Below are 18,498 nucleotides of genomic sequence, written 5' to 3'. Positions count from 1 at the left end.
CACAACACCATCAACCTTATGTCTAAAAGTCTGGCCTATACCCTCTCGTTGCTATTGCTCTTAATGATCACCATCACGATCGCCAAATTCTTAGAGATCCATTCGGCTCCGATACCGGAGAAAAAGATCGTGGATGAGGTAGCCACAAGCTACCCAAAAACCATTGCCCCCCTTATTGTTGAAGACACCATCCATATTGCAGGTTATTTTAATTATATCGACTCTTTGGTCTCCCAGTATGACCCTTTAACAAATTATCGGCTTACCGAACACCTATTGGTGAACGCAAACCCATGGATCATAGATACCTTGGCCCATACGGATTACTATCATATGATCCAAAGGGACTCCTTTGTGTTCGACCAACGGAAAATGATTGTTTTTTATCCCAAGAACACCCTTAAGATTCCCGACTCCTTGGAAGCCGTAACCATCAACACCTTATTTTCAAAAACGAATATCGATGTTAATCTGCCTGAATATAAACTAAGAATCTATCGAGATTCCATCCCTTTGTACACCATGCCCATAAGGATAGGCCAAAATAAAAGCAAGTATCTGAAAATGGGAGATCGTATCACCAATTTAAGGACCTTGACCGGGGAAGGACATATCTCAGGTTTTCAAAGAGATCCCGACTTCTATGATCCCGTTACGGGCAAGCCGTTCCATTATACGACAAGGGATGATGGTCAATTGACCCTGATGCCCCAAATACCATGGATACTAACGGAAATAAACGGCGCCATGAACGGACAGTTAATTCACCCTACCACAAATCCCAAGACCTTGGGAAAAGCATACTCCAACGGTTGCATCGGGGTAAAGGAAAGTGATGCCTGGGTCATTTATTACCAGTGCCCTATTGGCACCCCTCTCCGAATTCGTTATGATCTACAAATAACCACGGCAAATGACTCGATTATCATCTTACCTGATGTATACCATAGGAATCCGTAAGGCTGGGTACCGTAAAATAAATATGCCAATAAATTTTATCTTCTATCACACCTTCCTATATTTGCAGACCGATTTCATGCCCACGTGGTGGAATTGGTAGACACGCTACCTTGAGGGGGTAGTGTTCGTAAGGACGTGCTGGTTCGACTCCAGTCGTGGGCACTTAAGCTTCCCCGTAAAAAGGGAAGCTTTTTTCGTTTATGAAATACTACACTTACATATTATATTCAGAAGCCTTTGACACCTTCTATAAAGGACAGACAAAAAATGTATTTGAACGATTCCACCGCCATAATTCTGGAAAGGAAAAAGCCACGGCGCGCTATCGACCATGGAAACTTGTTTGGTTCACCAAAAAGAAAAGTAGGGCCGATGCCATGGCCCTTGAAAGAAAACTTAAAAACCTCTCTAAAGAACGCACCAAGGAATTCATTATAAAATATAACGAAGATGCTGGTTCTGATGTTTAGCTTGCTAAAATCAGAATGCTGACCAAAGCGTCAGCATTCGACTCCAGTCGTGGGCACTTAAGCTTCCCCGTAAAAAGGGAAGCTTTTTTCGTTTATGAAATACTACACTTACATATTATATTCAGAAGCCTTTGACACCTTCTATAAAGGACAGACAAAAAATGTATTTGAACGATTCCACCGCCATAATTCTGGAAAGGAAAAAGCCACGGCGCGCTATCGACCATGGAAACTTGTTTGGTTCACCAAAAAGAAAAGTAGGGCCGATGCCATGGCCCTTGAAAGAAAACTTAAAAACCTCTCTAAAGAACGCACCAAGGAATTCATTATAAAATATAACGAAGATGCTGGTTCTGATGTTTAGCTTGCTAAAATCAGAATGCCGACCAAAGCGTCAGCATTCGACTCCAGTCGTGGGCACTTAAGCTTCCCCGTAAAAAGGGAAGCTTTTTTTTTGCTCCGTATCCGTGGACAATTTCCGATTTTAACTTTCCTTTTATATAACCGTAAAAAATAAATTCTATATTTGTTTAAACTTTTTAAGTAAAAGATGAACAATGTAAAAAAGAATTTCAGTATCCGTGACCTGGAAAACCTTTCCGGTATAAAAGCACATACCATACGCATCTGGGAAAAAAGATACAATTTACTTTCCCCTGAAAGGACAACGACCAACATTAGAACATACAGCCTTCAGAGCTTACAAAAACTTTTGAATATCACCCTATTGTACAACAATGGGCTTAAGATATCGAAGATCGCCAAATTGAAAGAGGCTGAAATCCCCGTAAAGGTCCAAGAAATAGTCGCCGTTGAAAATAGTCAAAGTCATATCCTGAACGCTTTTAAGATGGCCATGATCAATTTTGACCAAACACTATTTGCCAATACCTACAATGGTTTGTTGACCGAACACTCCTTCCGGGAAATTTTCAAAAACTATTTCATTCCCTTACTTCACGAACTCGGACTTTTGTGGCAAACCGACACCATCACCCCGGCCCACGAACATTTTATAACGGGGTTGATCAAACAAAAGATCCAGGTCAATATCGAAAAGTTACAACTCAACGAACCCACAAAAAAAGACAAAACCTTTGTTTTATATCTTCCCGAAAATGAGATACATGAAATAGGTTTATTGTACCTGAATTATGAGGTTTCCCTACAGGGTTACAAAGCAATTTACCTAGGCCAGTCCATTCCGTTGGAAAATTTAGAAGAGCTGACAGGATTCATTGAAAACATTATTTTCATATCTTACTTTACGGTAGCCCCTGCCAAGGACAAAATCAAGAAGTATATGGAGGAACTTTCGCAGGTCTTGCATTCAGGAAACGAGGTGTGGTTGTTAGGTAGGCAAACCCAATATTTAGCTAGTGATAACCTTGCCCCGAACATAACGATATTCAGCTCCATTACAAAGTTGATAGAACAGATCGAACATTAATAATCCTTACACCAAAAATCAAAATGGGAAAAAAAGTTGTCATAATCGGTTCTGGGTTTTCGTCACTTTCAGCTGCTTGCTATCTGGCCAAAGGGGGTTATGACGTTTCCGTTTATGAAAAAAACGCTTCCATTGGGGGCAGGGCCGGTCAAATGATCAAGGAAGGATTTACTTTTGACCTCGGACCAAGTTGGTATTGGATGCCCGATATCTTTGACAATTTCTTTTCGGATTTTGGCAAAAAGACCCGCGACTATTACACTTTGCACAAATTGGACCCGGCCTATAAAATCTTCTTTGAACAAGATTCTATTTCCATCGGGGATACCATGGAAAAAATCTGTACCGAATTTGAACGGATCGAGAAAGGAAGCTCCATTCCTTTGAGAAAATTCATATCAAGTGCCCAGGAAAACTATGATATTGCCATAAACAAGGTAGTCTTAAAACCCGGGTTGTCACCTTTTGAACTAATTACGAAAGACACCATTTTAAAGGTAGACCAATTCTTTAAGACCATAAGTGGGGAGGTCAGGAAAAAATTCAAAAATCCAAAACTGATCTCTACCTTGGAATTCCCCGTTCTTTTTCTAGGTGCCAAACCCAGTAATACACCTTCGTTTTATAGTTTTATGAACTTTGCGGATTTTGGGTTGGGTACGTGGCATCCAGAAGGTGGAATGTATGAGATCATAAAAGCCATGCATTCTTTGGCCAAGGAATTGGGTGTAAAATTCCATGTCAACAGTCCGGTGGAACGCATCCGGGTTGACGACAAGGGAAACGCTTTGGGTATATCGGTCCAAGGAAATGACATTCATGCCGATATCGTACTGAGTGGAGCCGATTACCATCACTCGGAAACCTTACTCGAGGAACAACACAGACAATACAGTGAAAAATATTGGGATCAACGCACATTTGCCCCTTCATCGCTCTTATTCTATGTAGGTTTCAATAAGAAATTAACAAACGTAGAGCACCACAATCTATTCTTCGACACCGATTTTGAGCAACATACCTACGATATTTACGATGAACCCAATTGGCCGAAAGCTCCTTTGTTCTATGCGAATTTTCCTTCCATAACAGATTCGACCATGGCGCCGGCAGATTGTGAAACAGGTTTTTTCCTAATACCCATAGCCCCTGGATTGGAAGATACACCGGAACTCAGAAAACAATACTTTGACCTTATCATGGAAAGGTTGGAAACCAGGACGGGCCAAAAAGTAAAAGACAGTATCTTGTTTCATGAATCGTTCTGTATCAATGATTTCATGGCCAAGTACAATTCCTATAAGGGCAATGCCTATGGTATGGCCAATACTTTAACCCAAACCGCTTTCTTACGGCCTAAATTAAAAAGTAAAAAAGTAAAAAATTTGTATTTTACAGGTCAATTGACCGTTCCCGGCCCAGGAGTGCCCCCTTCACTGATATCTGGCAAGTTGGTTTCTGAATTAATCGCTAATAAAAAATAACGTAAGATAATGAAGGCACTATTCGATAAGGTATCCTATGATTGCAGCAAGATCGTCACACAGACCTACAGCACTTCATTTGCGCTTGCCACAAAAATGTTGGGGGCTTCGATACGCCCCGATATCTATAATATTTATGGTTTTGTCCGTTTTGCGGATGAAATCGTGGATAGTTTCCATGATTACCAAAGAGAACAGCTTTTGGACGATTTTGAAAAAAGCCTTGAAGCGGCCCTTGCCGATAAAATCAGTTTGAACCCGATATTGAATTCATTTCAACATACCTTTCACAAATATGACATTCCCTATCATTTGGTAGCGTCTTTTATGAAGAGTATGAGAATGGACCTAACCAAGAGCACCTATTACAGTGAAAAGGAATACCAGGAATATATTTACGGTTCTGCCGATGTGGTGGGCCTTATGTGCTTAATGGTTTTCGTAAAAGGGGACAAAGAGAAATACGAACAATTGAAAGATTCGGCCATGTCTTTGGGATCGGCTTTTCAAAAAGTTAATTTTTTAAGGGACCTGAAGGCCGATTTTGAGGTATTGCACCGCTCCTATTTTCCGAACACCAATGTAAATGAGTTGGATGAGGAATCCAAAAAACGGATTATCGAGGAAATAAAGGACGATTTTCAACGAAGTTACACGGGCATCAAGCAGTTGCCCAGAGAAGCGAAATTAGGGGTATATACGGCCTATAAATATTATAATAGATTATTGGGCAAATTAGAGAAGACCCCGTCCTCCTTGATACGAAAGGCCAGGATCCGAGTGCCCGATTATCAAAAATTGGGACTATTGGCCAAGTCCTATGTCAATTTTAAATTAAATATGTTTTAGAATGGATATCGCAATAGGCATACTGATCTTTATACTTGTATTCTGCTTTATGGAGTTTATGGCATGGTTTACCCATAAATACATTATGCATGGCTTCTTATGGAGTCTTCATAAAGACCATCATAAAAAAGACCACGCTTCTTGGTTCGAGCGCAATGATGCCTTTTTTATTTTCTATGCCGTTGTGAGCATCGCTTTCTTTTATGCGGGTGCCAATACCGGGTTTTGGTATGGCTGGCCCATTGGATTTGGCATCATGGCCTATGGGGCCGCCTACTTCCTGGTGCATGACATCTTTATACACCAACGTTTCAAAATATTCAGGAATGCCAATAATTGGTACTCCCGAGGGGTACGCAGGGCGCATAAAATGCATCATAAACATTTAGGAAAAGAGGATGGTGAATGTTTCGGTATGTTGTTCGTTCCTTTTAAATATTTCAAAAGGAAATGAATACATCCTTACCGGAAGTACGTCATTGACTTATGGGGTGCTGCGCATCACTTTACCAATTGGTCCAACAAATCCCGGATTTTCCTTGAATCCCAATCCGCGATATCATTTTCCTTTACTACGATATAACCATCCTTATCAATGATATAGGAGCCCGGTGGATCCAATATTTCCAAGGGGGCCGGATCCCCAATAATTAGATAGGTAATTGGAAACGTAAAGTTTTTAAGCTGCATGAACTCCTCTACCGGAGGCCTTTCCTCATTGGTGATCACATAAAAATCAACCTGGTCCCCATAGGCATCATAAAGCTTTTGTATCCCTTTGAATTCCGCTTCGGACGGTAATTTCCAAGAGGCCCAAAAGTTTATGAAAACCACTTTTCCCTTTGACCTTTCGAAACTGAAAAAATCCCAATTGGCATCTTTAAGTGTCCAGTCGTAAGAGGGGAGCCGTTCTCTGGAATCTTCCCTGATGATATCGGGGGTAGCAGCTAAAAGTCGATTAAGGAAAACCTTTCCATAGTACCCCAATGGAGTTACAAAAAACGACAGGACTATGGCGATCAATACAATATTAAGGACCGTTTTTCTTTTGATCTTCATTGGTAGGCAATTTATCCAAAACTAAAAAACTCCCGGCCAAAACCGGGAGTTTTTATCAATAAAAATATTATTTTTCAGAATAATACCCTTGTACCATTTTCAGCAAAATGATTAAGCGGCATTCTCCCTTTTGATAACATTCAAGGCAGAACCTTCATTAAACCAACCGATCTGTGATTCGTTATAGGTATGGTTTGCCATTATGGTATCTTTGGAACCATCAGCATGGACCACTTCGATGGTCAAAGGTTTACCTGGGGCGAATTCAGCAATATCGATAAAGTTGAAGGTATCATCTTCCTGAATCAGATCATAATCATTTTCATTGGCAAACGTCAATCCCAACATACCTTGTTTTTTAAGGTTGGTCTCATGGATCCTTGCGAATGATTTGACCAAAACAGCTGCGACACCCAAATGTCTTGGCTGCATGGCCGCATGTTCCCTTGAAGAACCTTCTCCGTAGTTATGGTCACCCACGACTATGGACTTAATACCGGCAGCTTTATAAGCCCTTTGGGTATCGGGAACTCCGCCATATTCCCCTGTCAACTGATTTTTGACAAAGTTGGTTTTCTTGTTGAAGGCATTCACGGCACCTATCAACGTATTGTTTGCGATATTGTCCAAATGTCCACGGAAACGCAACCATGGACCTGCCATGGAAATGTGATCTGTAGTACATTTACCGAAGGCCTTGATCAGCAATTTAACCCCTTGCAATTGATCTGGCGTAATCGGCTCGAAAGAGTCCAATAATTGAAGTCTTTCCGAAGTAGGACTCACCTTGACCTCTACCCCTGAACCATCTTCATCGGGCTCCAAATAACCGGCATCCTCAACCGCAAAACCTTGAGGCGGAAGTTCAATACCCATAGGCTCATCCAATTTCACTTCCTCTCCATCCTCATTGACCAACGTGTCATTCATTGGATCGAAGTCCAACCTACCTGAAATGGCTATAGCTGCGACCATTTCCGGAGAACCCACGAATGCATGGGTATTGGGATTACCGTCGGCCCTTTTAGAGAAGTTACGGTTAAATGAATGTACGATCGTATTCTTTTCTTCCCCTTTAAGGTCACTACGGTCCCACTGACCGATACATGGTCCACAGGCATTGGTGAATATGGTTGCCCCTAAATCCTCGAAAGTCTTTAGCAGTCCGTCACGTTCTGCCGTATACCTGATTTGTTCCGACCCCGGGTTGATCCCGAAATCCGATTTTGGTTTTATATTCTTGGCCACCGCTTGTTTGGCAATCGATGCCGCACGGGATAAATCCTCATAGGAAGAGTTTGTACAGGAACCGATCAGTCCCCAATCCACATCGATTGGCCAATCGTTCTCTTTGGCTTTTTTGCCCAATTCACCCACCGGGGTTGCCAAATCCGGGGTAAAAGGCCCATTCAAATGTGGTTTCAATTTGTTCAGATCAATCTCAATGATCTCATCAAAGTATTTTTCGGGATTGGCATAGACCTCTGGATCAGCGGTCAAATATTCCTTGACTTCATTGGCCGCATCGGCTACATCGTTTCTATCGGTAGCCCTAAGATAGCGCTCCATAGAATCATCATAACCAAAAGTAGAGGTAGTTGCCCCTACTTCCGCACCCATATTACAGATGGTTCCTTTACCCGTACAGGAAAGGTTCTTTGCCCCTTCCCCAAAATATTCGATAATCGCCCCTGTACCACCTTTAACAGTAAGTATACCGGCTACTTTTAAAATTACATCCTTGGCAGACGTCCACCCGGAAATATTTCCGGTTAACTTAACCCCGATCAATTTAGGGAATTTCAACTCCCAGGCCATACCGGCCATTACATCAACGGCATCCGCCCCACCGACTCCGATGGCAACCATACCCAATCCGCCAGCATTCACGGTGTGTGAATCGGTACCGATCATCATTCCTCCCGGAAAAGCATAATTTTCCAAAACCACTTGGTGGATAATCCCTGCTCCCGGTTTCCAAAATCCGATTCCGTATTTATTCGAAACCGATTCCAAGAAATCGAAAACTTCGGCACTGGTGGTATTGGCAACCTTTAAATCTGCAGTAGCACCACTTTTTGCTTGGATCAAGTGATCACAGTGCACCGTGGTAGGAACCGCCACTTTTGGTTTACCGGCCTGCATAAACTGCAATAGCGCCATCTGTGCGGTCGCATCCTGGCAAGCAATACGATCCGGGGCGAAATCCACATAATCCTTACCGCGTACAAAAGCCGTGGTAGGCTCGCCATCCCACAAATGGGAGTACAATATTTTTTCAGATAGGGTAAGGGGTTTACCGACAATTTCGCGGGCCTTGTCAACCCGTTCAGCCATGTTGGAGTAAACACTCTTGATCATTTCGATATCAAATGCCATTATATTGAAAATTTAGAATTAACGTACTAGTTAAGCGAAATTACTAAAATCCGAGTCGCTAATAAAATTTTTATTCAAGGATTACTATGATTTTTATCAGGAGTCGAAGACAATTACAACTTTATGGTAAAATCATTGAAAAGTATTCAATTAACGGGAACGCGGAAAAAACCTTTATCAAAAAAGTTTTCTGATGATATCCTCTTCCGATATACCCTCGGCTTCCGCCTTATAATTCTTGATGACCCTATGCCGAAGAATTCCCATGGCCACGGCCTGTACATCCTCAATATCGGGCGAAAACTTCCCATTGACGGCAGCGTGGGCCTTTGCTCCCAAAATCAAATTCTGTGAAGCCCTTGGGCCTGCTCCCCAATCAAGATATTGTTTAATGAAGCCTGGGGCGGTATCAAGGTTGGGCCTTGTTTTATTCACAAGGGTCACCGCATATTTGACCACATTGTCGGGTACGGGTATACGGCGTATCAGATGTTGCACCTCCAAAATCTGTTCTGCATTAAAAAGTGCATCTATTTTTACGGTCTCATCCGAAGTCGTCGCCTTAACGACGGCGATTTCCTCCGCTATGGACGGATATTTCAATTCAATGGCAAACATAAAGCGGTCCAATTGTGCTTCGGGCAACGGATAGGTCCCTTCTTGCTCAATGGGGTTTTGGGTCGCCAGTACAAAATAAGGTAGTTCCAGTTTATGCTGCTGGCCCGCTATGGTCACAGCCCTTTCCTGCATCGCTTCCAACAATGCGGCCTGCGTTTTCGGTGGCGTCCTATTTATCTCATCGGCCAAGATGATATTGGAGAAAACAGGTCCCTTTATGAATTTGAAATTTCGATTTTGATCTAAAATCTCACTGCCCAAAATATCGCTGGGCATTAAATCGGGAGTAAATTGTATCCGTTTAAAGTCCAGTCCCAAGGTTTGGGCTATGGTATTCACCATTAAGGTCTTTGCCAAGCCGGGAACTCCGATCAACAAGGAATGCCCTCCCGTATAAACCGATAAGAGGATCAGGTCTATGACATCTTCTTGCCCAATAATGATCTTTGCTATTTCCTTTTTAAGGGCAGCATGTTTTTGTACCAGATTGTTTATAGCGGCTACGTCCGACATCAGTATTATTCCTTAACCCAATTATTCGCAAACTTACAGTCCTTGTTGGCATCATTGACACTGATATACGTTTCGTCAATATGCTCGGCCATCCATTCCTTTATGGCCTCATACTGCTTTTCGGTCAAGGCAAGCTGCTGGATCCTAATATAATCCTTTGCAAAATCGGCTACATGCTCATCGTACCTATTGGTTACTTTCAATATCTTGTATTTGGGTCCACCACCCCTAGGGTCTTGTTCCAATATGGGATATGAGATCTCGTCATCTTTCAGGTTCCGGACTTGATTATAAAGTGTGGGATCCATCTTGGTCAATTCGAACCTGGAACTGTAATCAATGGGATTCCTCAATAATCCCCCATCGAACTTGGTTTCTTTTTCATCCGAAAAATTACGGGCAGCTTCCGCAAAGGAATATTTACCCTCCATGACCTGACGACGTATGCTGTCCAATTCGGCCTTAGCCTCATCCAACGACTCTTGGGAAATCTCCGGGGTAATCAGGATATGGCGTAAATCCAATTCTTGTCCCCTGATTTTTTCAATGTAGATCAAATGGAAACCGAACTGGGTCTCAAAAGGTTCGGAAACTTCACCTTCCTGAAGGCTAAACGCGACATCTTTAAAGGTTTTATCGAAACCGGTGTCTTTGGTGATGCTGTAAAAACCACCTTTGGATTTAGAACCGGGGTCTTGGGAATATAATATCGCCTTTACGCTGAATTTCGCACCATTATCCTCAACATCGGCCTTGATGGTGTTCAGTTTATCTATGACCTTTTGCTTTTCGGCATCCGTTGCCACCGGCTGTTTTATTATTTGGGAAATCTCCATTTCCGCCCCGAATACGGGACGCTCATCCTCGGGTATCTTATTGAAGAACTGACGGACTTCTTCAGGGGTGATCTCAATTTCAGAAATGATGTTGTTCTGCATTTTTTCAGAAAGCATCCTTAATTTATTGATCTTATTGATATCTTCCCTTAAACTCGCCTCACTTTCCTTCCTGTAGAATTTCAGCAATTTTTTCATGGATCCCATTTGGGCCACAAAGGATTGGATCTGTCTTTCGGTGGTCATTTCCACCTCATCGTCGGAGACAAGCAAACTATCCTGTACCGCTTGATGGGCGTATAAGCGATCTTCCATTAATTTACCCAACAAACTGCATCGGGTAATATCCTCTGTCATCGCACCTTGATTTTTAAGATCGATCAGGGTCTTTTCTATATCGGATTCCAATATCACATAATCGCCGACAACTGCGGCGATACCATCCAATTTCACTTTTTTGAACTTTGGGACCGAATCCTTTACGTAACCTTTATCGGCCTGCAATTCGGGTTGTGGGGGTTCAATTTGGGTATCGGGAGTTTCACCGGATGCTTGGGCAATGGCATTTCCTGAAATGAACAATACGGATAATAAAAGGGTGATTTTAGTTGTCTTGTACATAGACTTCGAATTCTTTTTCTTTAATAGCTTCATCTATTATTTCTGTTTCCAATTTTCGAATATAGTCCAATTTCCTGCGATTTAGAAGTACCTGTCGAATGGATGGCTCTATATAGGACAAGGGAGCAATGTCATTGATTTCCAAGACCCCCGTAATCTTTGCCAAATATACCCCTAATGAATCCTGCAATTCAAAAAATTGTGATTTTTTTAAGTATCTATCTTGATTTTCAAGGGTCAAGGGCGGAATTTCTTCCCGAACCCTTGAGACGCTAACCCATATCGAATCGTTAAAATTCAATTTTTTGAACTGCACGCCTATGGAATCCAAATACCGGACATCCTCTTCCTTAAAATCCTTTAATTTTTCAATAACCGTTTCCTTATCCATGAATTGAAGCGGTAAATGGATAAACCTCAGGCTGACCAATTTTTCCCTTATTTTAAAATTCTCTTTTTCCTTCTCATAGAACGCCTCCATTTGCGATCGGCTAATTACCGAATCACTGCTCTGTTGCACCAGTGCCTCTTTATAGGCACGGGTATAAAGATCGGTCTTATAGGTTTCCACCAAAGCATCGAATTCCGCAAGTTTTTCTTCGGACAGATTTATTTTGGCTTTTGAAAGCAAGAGTTGCTTGGAGGCCCAATTATTGATATAGTCCGTCACAAACGAGGCACTATCCGCCTGACTCATATTCGCTGTCAAAAGTGGGGCGATTTCATCTTTGTACAAATACAATTCCCCTACCCTTGCAATGGGGTCCCCGTCATGGCTTTCTTTCCATAGTGAATCGCACGACACCAAGAACAGGACCAAAATAAAACAGGAACATCTTAAAAGGCCTGTATTTTTTAAATTAAAAAGCATCCCGCAAAAATAATAAATACTCCCTGTAAAACAAGCTATATAAACTTTCATTAACACAATCCTTCAATGCATACGGAGAGTTGCCCACATAATAAAAGCAACCTATGCCACTTTGCAAAATAAATTACCCGTAACCCGATCACCTACAATGAAAAAGCCAAAACCCGTTTACACTTAAAAACGGGAATCATCGTCGAACTCTCCAAAAAGAAGTATTTTAGACCTATCGAAATGGAAAGATCGAGGAACGCCATGAACAGAAAAATAAAACTTATCTGGGACTTTAGGGGTCCGGCTGCAGCCAAGACGGCCGAACATCACGAAAAACACTTAAAGGAATATCTTTTATTGGAAGATTTTGAACCCAAAATCACGGGACACCAAGTGGTCAATGACATGTATTGTCTGGCCTATATGGTCGTTGAGGAAAAAGACATGCTTAAGGTTCGGGATGCTTTAAAACCCCATCGTGGGGAAGTGTACCAAGAATGACCAACCTTAACAAAATGACAAAAAAAATAATTTTGTTCCTATGTTCGATGTGTTTTCTAGGGGCCTGCAAAAAAGAACCACAAGCCAACAATGCCCTTGATTACGCCCTGGCTTCCAAAGATCCCAGGATAAAACGGATCATGGACAGTTTGCCTCCTTATGAGGTGCAAATAAAATACAGCAAAATCCTACGGGATAAGGACAGTATTTTTTTTAAGGACTATGATTTTCAGGTCAATAGCACTAATTATTTCTACCCCGCCAGTACCGTAAAACTGCCCATAGCCGTACTGGCCCTGGAAAAATTGAACGTATTGGATTCCCTTGACAAAGATACCCGATTTTACGTAGAAGGCGATTCGGTGGAAACCACTTTTGCTTCCGATATCACAAAAATTTTCGTGGTCAGTGACAATGAAGCCAACAACCGTTTATTCGAGTTCCTGGGGCAGGATGCCATCAATAACACCTTACGGGAAAAAGGGATCGATTCGGTTCGTATTTCCCACCGACTGTCAACCGAGAACCCCTATGAACTTACGACCAAACCATTGATAGTGTACTTGAATGACAGTACCACAACCATGCTGAAGAACACCATCAACACCCCTGCCGTTCCATTGGAATTAAACAAAATACGCAAGGGAACGGGGTATTATGAAGATGATATAGTGATCGACGAACCCTTCGATTTCGGTTTAAAGAACCACTACCCTATCAACGCCCAACACCGTGTGATGAAAAGGCTCATTTTTCCGGATGGTTTTCATAAAAATGAACGCTTCAAGCTAACAACGGCACAGCGGAATTTTCTTCTTGAGACCATGAGGATGCTGCCCAAAGAAGCAGGATACCCTACCCCTGAATATTATGACAGCTATGTGAAATTCTTTATGTTCGGCGACAGTAATGAAGACCTTCCGGCACACATCCAAATATTTAACAAAGTGGGCTATGCATACGGTACTTTAACCGATTGTGCCTATATCAAGGACACCACAAACAAAGTGGAGTTCCTACTTACGGCAACGATCCTGGTCAACGACAACCACATCTTCAATGACAACACTTATGAATATGATACTATCGGCATTCCTTTTTTATCCGCCTTGGGGCAAGAGATCTACACCTATGAATTACGTTCAACACGACAAGAATAGACCGCCATTACTGTTTACCCATACTTTGGCTCTCACAAAATCAATAAATCTGGGATATAACCGTTAAATTGATGCCCCTAGAACTAAAACCTGATTTTAAATTCTTTAATTGACAGTTAACCGATTATATGTTGGAACATGAAAACCGTATTGAGGAGCTCAAGCAAAAATTAGAGGCACTTTTAAGCAAGCAAGAGGGTTTTGCCAAAGAACTAATGTCCCTGCATCAAGAAATCAAAGCTTTGGAAAAAAGGGAAAATGGGGATGCCCAAACAGCAAGTCCCCCACTTCCCAAGCGGGACAAAAACCAATTGCCACCCCTTGAAATCAGCAAAGCAAAAGGGGTAAATGATGCCGAAAAGGAACCGATCGTTCCACCGCAAACAACACCACAACCACCGACAAAGGTTCTTCGAAAACCAAAGATCAAATCGAATTGGGAAAAATTCATAGGAGAGAACCTGATCAATAAAATTGGGATCATCATTACGGTCTTGGGTATTGCCATCGGGGCCAAATATTCGATAGACAACAATTTGATAAGTCCATTGACCCGGATCATACTGGGGTACCTGGCGGGCTTATGTTTACTCGGTCTTGGAATAAAGCTAAAAACCAAGTATACCAATTACAGTGCCGTTCTGGTTAGTGGTGCCCTTGCCACCCTTTATTTCATAACCTTTGCCGCCTATGGTTTTTATGGACTCTTTCCACAGGCCACCGCCTTTGGTCTTATGCTCATTTTTACCGTTTTTGGTGTCGTTGCGGCACTCCATTACGACAATCAACTCATTGCCCACATAGGACTTGTGGGTGCCTATGCGGTTCCTTTTCTCCTAAGTAACGACACCGGTAGCCCAGACACCCTATTCAGTTATATGGGCATCATCAATATCGGAATCCTTGTTATCGCTTATAAAAAATATTGGAGCCCCCTCTATTTTTCATCATTCATAATTACTTGGTTGATTTTTGGCAGTTGGCTGGCGTTCTCCTATGCTTATGAAGAATATTACACCACGGCCTTACTGTTCTGCTTGATTTTCTTCCTGATTTTCTATGCCACTTTTTTGTCCTATAAACTGAAAGCCACTGAAAAATTCAAAAAATCGGATATAACCCTGCTATTGAGCAACTCTTTCATATTTTTCGGTTTGGGCTATGGTCTACTTTCGGAAAGTGAGACCGGAGCACAACTTTTCGGGGTTTATACCTTGGGCAATGCGGTAGTGCATTTTATAGTAAGTGTGATCGTCCACAAAAGAAAATTGGCAGACCAAAACCTGTATAATTTGGTTTCCGGATTGGTTTTGGTATTCCTGACCATCTCCATTCCCATTCAGTTGGATGGTAATTGGGTCACCTTACTTTGGGGCTTTGAAGCTGCCTTGCTATTTTGGATAGGCCGAAAAAGAAATGTTACGGTGTACGAAAACCTATCCTACCCCTTAATGGTTCTAGCACTTTTTAGTCTATGTCACGATTGGATCATGGGTTATACCTCCTTCCCTTCCAATGCCATACGAATGAATCCCGTCCTAAACACAACTTTCCTAACCTCACTATTGCTGGCAGCCGCTTTTGGCTTTATTCAATGGACCCACACAAGAACAGGAAAAACAGATGCAACAACAGCGAAAAACACCCTATACGGCATCGTGTCCTTTCTAATTCCGAGCATATTGCTTTTCGTACTCTACATGGGCTTCTTTCTGGAAATATACTACTATTGGGACACCTTGTATGAAGGCTCTAAAGTTGCGCTGGTTGAAGAAAATGGCCTTGACCGCTCTACCTATAACCAAGATCTTAAATATATGGGGCATATCTGGTTGCTCAATTATTCCTTGGTATTCGTATCCCTATTGAACTTCATTAACATTAAAAAATTACACCATCGGGTATTGGGCATCGGTACCATCGCTGCGGCCCTTTTTACACTTTTTGCCTTTTTGACAATGGGCCTGTATATTTTGAGCGAGTTAAGGGAAAGTTATTTAGACCAGCCCTTGGCGCAATATTATGGGATTGGGTCTTTTAATTTGATCGTTCGATACGTATGCTTTGGTTTCCTAGCCCTATTAATCGCAAGCCTTTACCAATTGATCCGACAACCCTTCCTTAAAACAAAACCCAACATCCCCTTCGTGGTTATACTCCATATGACGATCATCTGGGTTTCCAGCAGCGAATTACTGCATTGGATGGATATAGCCGGTTCGCACCAGAGTTACAAGCTCGGCCTCAGTATCCTTTGGGGATCATACGCCCTTTTATTGGTGATTTTGGGAATTTGGCACGGTATGAAAATACTACGGGTATTGGCCTTGATCCTTTTCGCGACCACCTTGATCAAATTATTTTTCTATGACATTGCCTCCCTCAATACGATTTCAAAAACCATTGTCTTCGTATCGTTGGGAATGCTGTTATTGATCATCTCCTTTCTGTACAACAAATACAAAAAAAGAATATCGGATGAAGATCGTGTATAGCCCCCTTCTTTTTATTTTACTCGTTTTCGGTCTACGATCTTATGCCCAAATGGGCGAATATAGTGCCAAAAGGAAAATTGTGGGCATCACGGAACAGTGGCATGCCCTGGAACTGCCCACTGCTGTCTTCAATGGGGTATCGAACGACCTTTCCGATATTCGGATATTCGGAATATCCCCAAACGACACTATAGAAGCCCCTTACCTTTTGAAGGTGGGAAAAGCGGAACGTGTACAACATGAACTTCCTTTTGAATTAATCAATGTTTCCAAGAAAAACAAGGTGCATTACTTTACTTTCGAAGTCCCTACCCATGAAAGCTTAAACGAAATCATTTTGGATTTCGCCACTGAAAACTTTGACTGGAAAGTTACTTTGGAGGGCAGTCAAGATCAGTCCGATTGGTTTACGATTTTAAGGGATTCCCGAATCCTATCCGTAAAAAACGAGCAAACCGATTACCGGTTTACCCATTTGAACTTCCCCAATGCAAAATTCCGATATTATCGCATATCATTCAAAAGCGGGATAGCTCCTGAATTACAAGGTGCACATATTTTTTTGAACCAGGATATTGAAGCCCAATATAAAAGCATGGACATTGCCCATGTTGGGATTTCAAGGGACAAGGATCTAAAACAAACCATTCTGGACATAGACATGGACCAAAGGGCCCCCATAAGCTTTCTCAACCTGGATATCGAAAATGGATTCGATTATTATCGATCCTTCCAAATTCAATATGCCCTGGACAGTACGAATACCGAAAAAGGGACACACTACGGTTACCGAACCCTTTACCGAGGTACACTCAATTCGATTGAAAAGAACGGATTCAGGTTCAATTCCGTTATGGCCCGGAAACTGAAGATCATAATCGAAGACCATGATAACCAACCCCTCAACATTAAGAATGTACAGGTTAAAGGCTATGTTCACTGGTTAATAACCCGGTTTTCCGAAAATCGGGATTACTTTTTGGTCTATGGAAATGCCAATGCCCACACTCCAAATTACGACATTGCATATACCAGTAAGAACATCCCCGAAACTTTGGACAATGTCGGATTGGGAAATGAAATACGCATTCCAAAGAAAAAGAAAGCGCAACCTACCCCCTTGTTCAAAAACAAACTTTGGCTTTGGGGCATCCTAGGGACCATCATTTTTGTTTTGGGTGGATTCACCCTTAAAATGATGTCAAAAAAGGAATCCTGATTTTTGAGATGGAAAACCGTAAATTTGCAGTCACACCAAGAAACGTCCCGAATGTCAGCACCCAAACAAACCCGAATCAATAAATACCTAAGTGAAGTTGGTTATTGCTCCCGTAGAGCGGCCGATAAATTAATCGATCAAGGTAGGGTGACCATCAATGGCTCCGTTCCCGAAATGGGAACTAAAATCGTTCCAGGGGACGAGGTTCGCGTGGATGGAGAACTCATATCCGAACCTAAAGAGAAACCCGTATATCTCGCATTCAACAAACCCATTGGCATTGTCTGCACCACGGACACAAGGGTCGAGAAAGACAATATCGTCGATTTCATCAATTATCCGAAACGTATTTTCCCGATCGGAAGATTGGATAAGCCCAGTGAAGGACTCATTTTCTTAACCAATGATGGTGATATCGTAAATAAGATACTCCGTGCGAGAAACCACCATGAAAAAGAATATTTAGTCACCGTTGACAGACCGATTACCCAAGATTTTTTAGAAAAAATGCGTAATGGGGTTCCCATTTTGGATACCGTTACACGAAAATGCGAGGTTGAAAGCCTTGGCAAATACCAATTCAAGATCATCCTTACCCAAGGCTTAAACCGACAAATACGTCGTATGTGCGAATATTTGGGATACAACGTTAAAAAACTGAAGCGCATTCGTATCATGAATGTTAAGTTAGACGTTCCCGTTGGGAAGTGGAGGGATCTTACCCCAGCGGAATTGGCCGAAATAAACCGGCTTGTAGCGACCTCTTCCAAAACCCATGATGATATTTCCTGATATCACCAACACCCCCTTAACAGCGCCAAGGAAAGCTTCGATAACACCCCAAGACGATTTTACGGGTAGTCGAATACACGCTGATATAAATCATTGCCAAATCACGAACGAATTGGGATCTTTAAGCGATTTAGAGATTCCGGAGCAGCAAGCATCTGACGGGTTTATAAGTTAAATTTAACAACTTATTCAACTAAAAATCACTAACTTGTTTAAGGCATATAAGCTAC

18 protein-coding genes and 1 tRNA gene are annotated in these 18,498 nt (G+C 42.0%); 14 read left to right on the top strand and 5 right to left on the bottom strand.

Going from position 1 to position 18,498, the window contains the following annotated elements; translation table 11 throughout:
* The first annotated feature begins 18 nt into the window (after nucleotides 1–18).
* The 8 genes from PHU20_RS08905 (at nucleotide 19) to PHU20_RS08870 (ending at nucleotide 5,667) form a co-directional block, all read left to right on the top strand.
* The gene (locus PHU20_RS08905; protein WP_274825000.1) at nucleotides 19–960 is read left to right on the top strand and encodes a L,D-transpeptidase; all 942 of its coding nucleotides are present in this window, start codon (nucleotides 19–21) and stop codon (nucleotides 958–960) included.
* 78 nt (nucleotides 961–1,038) lie between these two features.
* A tRNA-Leu gene (locus PHU20_RS08900) sits at nucleotides 1,039–1,122 on the top strand.
* Between the two features lie 38 nt (nucleotides 1,123–1,160).
* Nucleotides 1,161–1,430 carry a GIY-YIG nuclease family protein gene (locus PHU20_RS08895; protein WP_274824999.1) on the top strand — a complete coding sequence of 90 codons (270 nt, stop codon included), beginning with the start codon at nucleotides 1,161–1,163 and terminating at the stop codon, nucleotides 1,428–1,430.
* Nucleotides 1,431–1,524: 94 nt separating this feature from the next.
* Complete coding sequence (locus tag PHU20_RS08890; RefSeq protein WP_274824999.1) at nucleotides 1,525–1,794, top strand: GIY-YIG nuclease family protein; 270 nt, start codon at nucleotides 1,525–1,527, stop codon at nucleotides 1,792–1,794.
* A gap of 186 nt (nucleotides 1,795–1,980) precedes the next feature.
* Nucleotides 1,981–2,880 (top strand): MerR family transcriptional regulator, encoded by a 900-nt coding sequence (locus PHU20_RS08885; protein ID WP_274824998.1) that lies wholly within the window; start codon nucleotides 1,981–1,983, stop codon nucleotides 2,878–2,880.
* 23 nt (nucleotides 2,881–2,903) lie between these two features.
* Entirely contained in the window at nucleotides 2,904–4,364 is a 1,461-nt protein-coding gene (locus PHU20_RS08880) for a phytoene desaturase family protein (RefSeq protein ID WP_274824997.1), read from the top strand.
* 9 nt (nucleotides 4,365–4,373) lie between these two features.
* Nucleotides 4,374–5,213 carry a phytoene/squalene synthase family protein gene (locus tag PHU20_RS08875; protein ID WP_274824996.1) on the top strand — a complete coding sequence of 280 codons (840 nt, stop codon included), beginning with the start codon at nucleotides 4,374–4,376 and terminating at the stop codon, nucleotides 5,211–5,213.
* Nucleotide 5,214: 1 nt separating this feature from the next.
* Nucleotides 5,215–5,667: a sterol desaturase family protein gene (locus PHU20_RS08870; RefSeq protein ID WP_274824995.1), complete on the top strand. Its 453-nt coding sequence runs from the start codon at nucleotides 5,215–5,217 to the stop codon at nucleotides 5,665–5,667.
* A 47-nt stretch (nucleotides 5,668–5,714) separates the two neighbouring features.
* Here PHU20_RS08870 and PHU20_RS08865 read toward each other — a convergent pair whose 3' ends face one another.
* From PHU20_RS08865 to PHU20_RS08845, 5 genes are all read right to left on the bottom strand, one after another.
* The gene (locus PHU20_RS08865) at nucleotides 5,715–6,272 is read right to left on the bottom strand and encodes a TlpA family protein disulfide reductase (RefSeq protein WP_274824994.1); all 558 of its coding nucleotides are present in this window, start codon (nucleotides 6,270–6,272) and stop codon (nucleotides 5,715–5,717) included.
* 111 nt (nucleotides 6,273–6,383) lie between these two features.
* Nucleotides 6,384–8,651 (bottom strand): aconitate hydratase, encoded by a 2,268-nt coding sequence (locus tag PHU20_RS08860; RefSeq protein WP_274824993.1) that lies wholly within the window; start codon nucleotides 8,649–8,651, stop codon nucleotides 6,384–6,386.
* A gap of 177 nt (nucleotides 8,652–8,828) precedes the next feature.
* The gene (locus PHU20_RS08855; protein ID WP_274824992.1) at nucleotides 8,829–9,782 is read right to left on the bottom strand and encodes an AAA family ATPase; all 954 of its coding nucleotides are present in this window, start codon (nucleotides 9,780–9,782) and stop codon (nucleotides 8,829–8,831) included.
* Nucleotides 9,783–9,787: 5 nt separating this feature from the next.
* Nucleotides 9,788–11,239 carry a peptidylprolyl isomerase gene (locus PHU20_RS08850; protein WP_274824991.1) on the bottom strand — a complete coding sequence of 484 codons (1,452 nt, stop codon included), beginning with the start codon at nucleotides 11,237–11,239 and terminating at the stop codon, nucleotides 9,788–9,790.
* Complete coding sequence (locus PHU20_RS08845) at nucleotides 11,223–12,161, bottom strand: peptidyl-prolyl cis-trans isomerase (RefSeq protein WP_274824990.1); 939 nt, start codon at nucleotides 12,159–12,161, stop codon at nucleotides 11,223–11,225. Before PHU20_RS08845 ends, PHU20_RS08850 begins: the two co-directional genes overlap by 17 nt.
* A 201-nt stretch (nucleotides 12,162–12,362) precedes the next feature.
* Between PHU20_RS08845 and PHU20_RS08840 the strand changes: the two genes are divergently transcribed.
* The 6 genes from PHU20_RS08840 (at nucleotide 12,363) to PHU20_RS08815 (ending at nucleotide 18,443) form a co-directional block, all read left to right on the top strand.
* Nucleotides 12,363–12,602 carry a hypothetical protein gene (locus PHU20_RS08840; protein WP_274825181.1) on the top strand — a complete coding sequence of 80 codons (240 nt, stop codon included), beginning with the start codon at nucleotides 12,363–12,365 and terminating at the stop codon, nucleotides 12,600–12,602.
* 14 nt (nucleotides 12,603–12,616) lie between these two features.
* Nucleotides 12,617–13,762 (top strand): serine hydrolase, encoded by a 1,146-nt coding sequence (locus PHU20_RS08835; protein ID WP_274824989.1) that lies wholly within the window; start codon nucleotides 12,617–12,619, stop codon nucleotides 13,760–13,762.
* Between the two features lie 128 nt (nucleotides 13,763–13,890).
* A complete protein-coding gene (locus tag PHU20_RS08830; protein WP_274824988.1) occupies nucleotides 13,891–16,257 on the top strand; it encodes a DUF2339 domain-containing protein in 2,367 nt (788 codons plus the stop codon).
* Entirely contained in the window at nucleotides 16,241–17,476 is a 1,236-nt protein-coding gene (locus PHU20_RS08825) for a DUF3999 family protein (RefSeq protein ID WP_274824987.1), read from the top strand. The genes PHU20_RS08830 and PHU20_RS08825 overlap by 17 nt, the downstream gene beginning before the upstream one ends.
* A 51-nt stretch (nucleotides 17,477–17,527) precedes the next feature.
* A complete protein-coding gene (gene rluF, locus PHU20_RS08820; RefSeq protein ID WP_274824986.1) occupies nucleotides 17,528–18,268 on the top strand; it encodes a 23S rRNA pseudouridine(2604) synthase RluF in 741 nt (246 codons plus the stop codon).
* On the top strand, nucleotides 18,252–18,443 hold the full coding sequence (locus tag PHU20_RS08815) for a hypothetical protein (RefSeq protein WP_274824985.1): 192 nt from the start codon (nucleotides 18,252–18,254) through the stop codon (nucleotides 18,441–18,443). The genes rluF and PHU20_RS08815 overlap by 17 nt, the downstream gene beginning before the upstream one ends.
* Nucleotides 18,444–18,498 lie beyond the last annotated feature (55 nt).

The sequence above is a fragment of the Maribacter polysaccharolyticus genome (assembly GCF_028882255.1).
Taxonomy (GTDB): Bacteria; Bacteroidota; Bacteroidia; order Flavobacteriales; family Flavobacteriaceae; genus Maribacter_A; species Maribacter_A polysaccharolyticus.
This window is presented reverse-complemented; position numbering and strand designations above follow the sequence as displayed.

Excerpts from the sequence above, each read along its gene's own strand:
- rluF (WP_274824986.1), top strand. The coding sequence starts at position 17,528 with ATGTCAGCACCCAAACAAACCCGAATCAATAAATACCTAAGTGAAGTT.
- PHU20_RS08825 (WP_274824987.1), top strand. The coding sequence starts at position 16,241 with ATGAAGATCGTGTATAGCCCCCTTCTTTTTATTTTACTCGTTTTCGGT.
- PHU20_RS08885 (WP_274824998.1), top strand. The coding sequence starts at position 1,981 with ATGAACAATGTAAAAAAGAATTTCAGTATCCGTGACCTGGAAAACCTT.
- PHU20_RS08835 (WP_274824989.1), top strand. The coding sequence starts at position 12,617 with ATGACAAAAAAAATAATTTTGTTCCTATGTTCGATGTGTTTTCTAGGG.
- PHU20_RS08875 (WP_274824996.1), top strand. The coding sequence starts at position 4,374 with ATGAAGGCACTATTCGATAAGGTATCCTATGATTGCAGCAAGATCGTC.
- PHU20_RS08840 (WP_274825181.1), top strand. The coding sequence starts at position 12,363 with ATGAACAGAAAAATAAAACTTATCTGGGACTTTAGGGGTCCGGCTGCA.
- PHU20_RS08865 (WP_274824994.1), bottom strand. The coding sequence starts at position 6,272 with ATGAAGATCAAAAGAAAAACGGTCCTTAATATTGTATTGATCGCCATA.
- PHU20_RS08830 (WP_274824988.1), top strand. The coding sequence starts at position 13,891 with ATGTTGGAACATGAAAACCGTATTGAGGAGCTCAAGCAAAAATTAGAG.
- PHU20_RS08855 (WP_274824992.1), bottom strand. The coding sequence starts at position 9,782 with ATGTCGGACGTAGCCGCTATAAACAATCTGGTACAAAAACATGCTGCC.
- PHU20_RS08845 (WP_274824990.1), bottom strand. The coding sequence starts at position 12,161 with ATGAAAGTTTATATAGCTTGTTTTACAGGGAGTATTTATTATTTTTGC.
- PHU20_RS08895 (WP_274824999.1), top strand. The coding sequence starts at position 1,161 with ATGAAATACTACACTTACATATTATATTCAGAAGCCTTTGACACCTTC.
- PHU20_RS08870 (WP_274824995.1), top strand. The coding sequence starts at position 5,215 with ATGGATATCGCAATAGGCATACTGATCTTTATACTTGTATTCTGCTTT.
- PHU20_RS08815 (WP_274824985.1), top strand. The coding sequence starts at position 18,252 with ATGATGATATTTCCTGATATCACCAACACCCCCTTAACAGCGCCAAGG.
- PHU20_RS08890 (WP_274824999.1), top strand. The coding sequence starts at position 1,525 with ATGAAATACTACACTTACATATTATATTCAGAAGCCTTTGACACCTTC.
- PHU20_RS08860 (WP_274824993.1), bottom strand. The coding sequence starts at position 8,651 with ATGGCATTTGATATCGAAATGATCAAGAGTGTTTACTCCAACATGGCT.
- PHU20_RS08905 (WP_274825000.1), top strand. The coding sequence starts at position 19 with ATGTCTAAAAGTCTGGCCTATACCCTCTCGTTGCTATTGCTCTTAATG.
- PHU20_RS08880 (WP_274824997.1), top strand. The coding sequence starts at position 2,904 with ATGGGAAAAAAAGTTGTCATAATCGGTTCTGGGTTTTCGTCACTTTCA.
- PHU20_RS08850 (WP_274824991.1), bottom strand. The coding sequence starts at position 11,239 with ATGTACAAGACAACTAAAATCACCCTTTTATTATCCGTATTGTTCATT.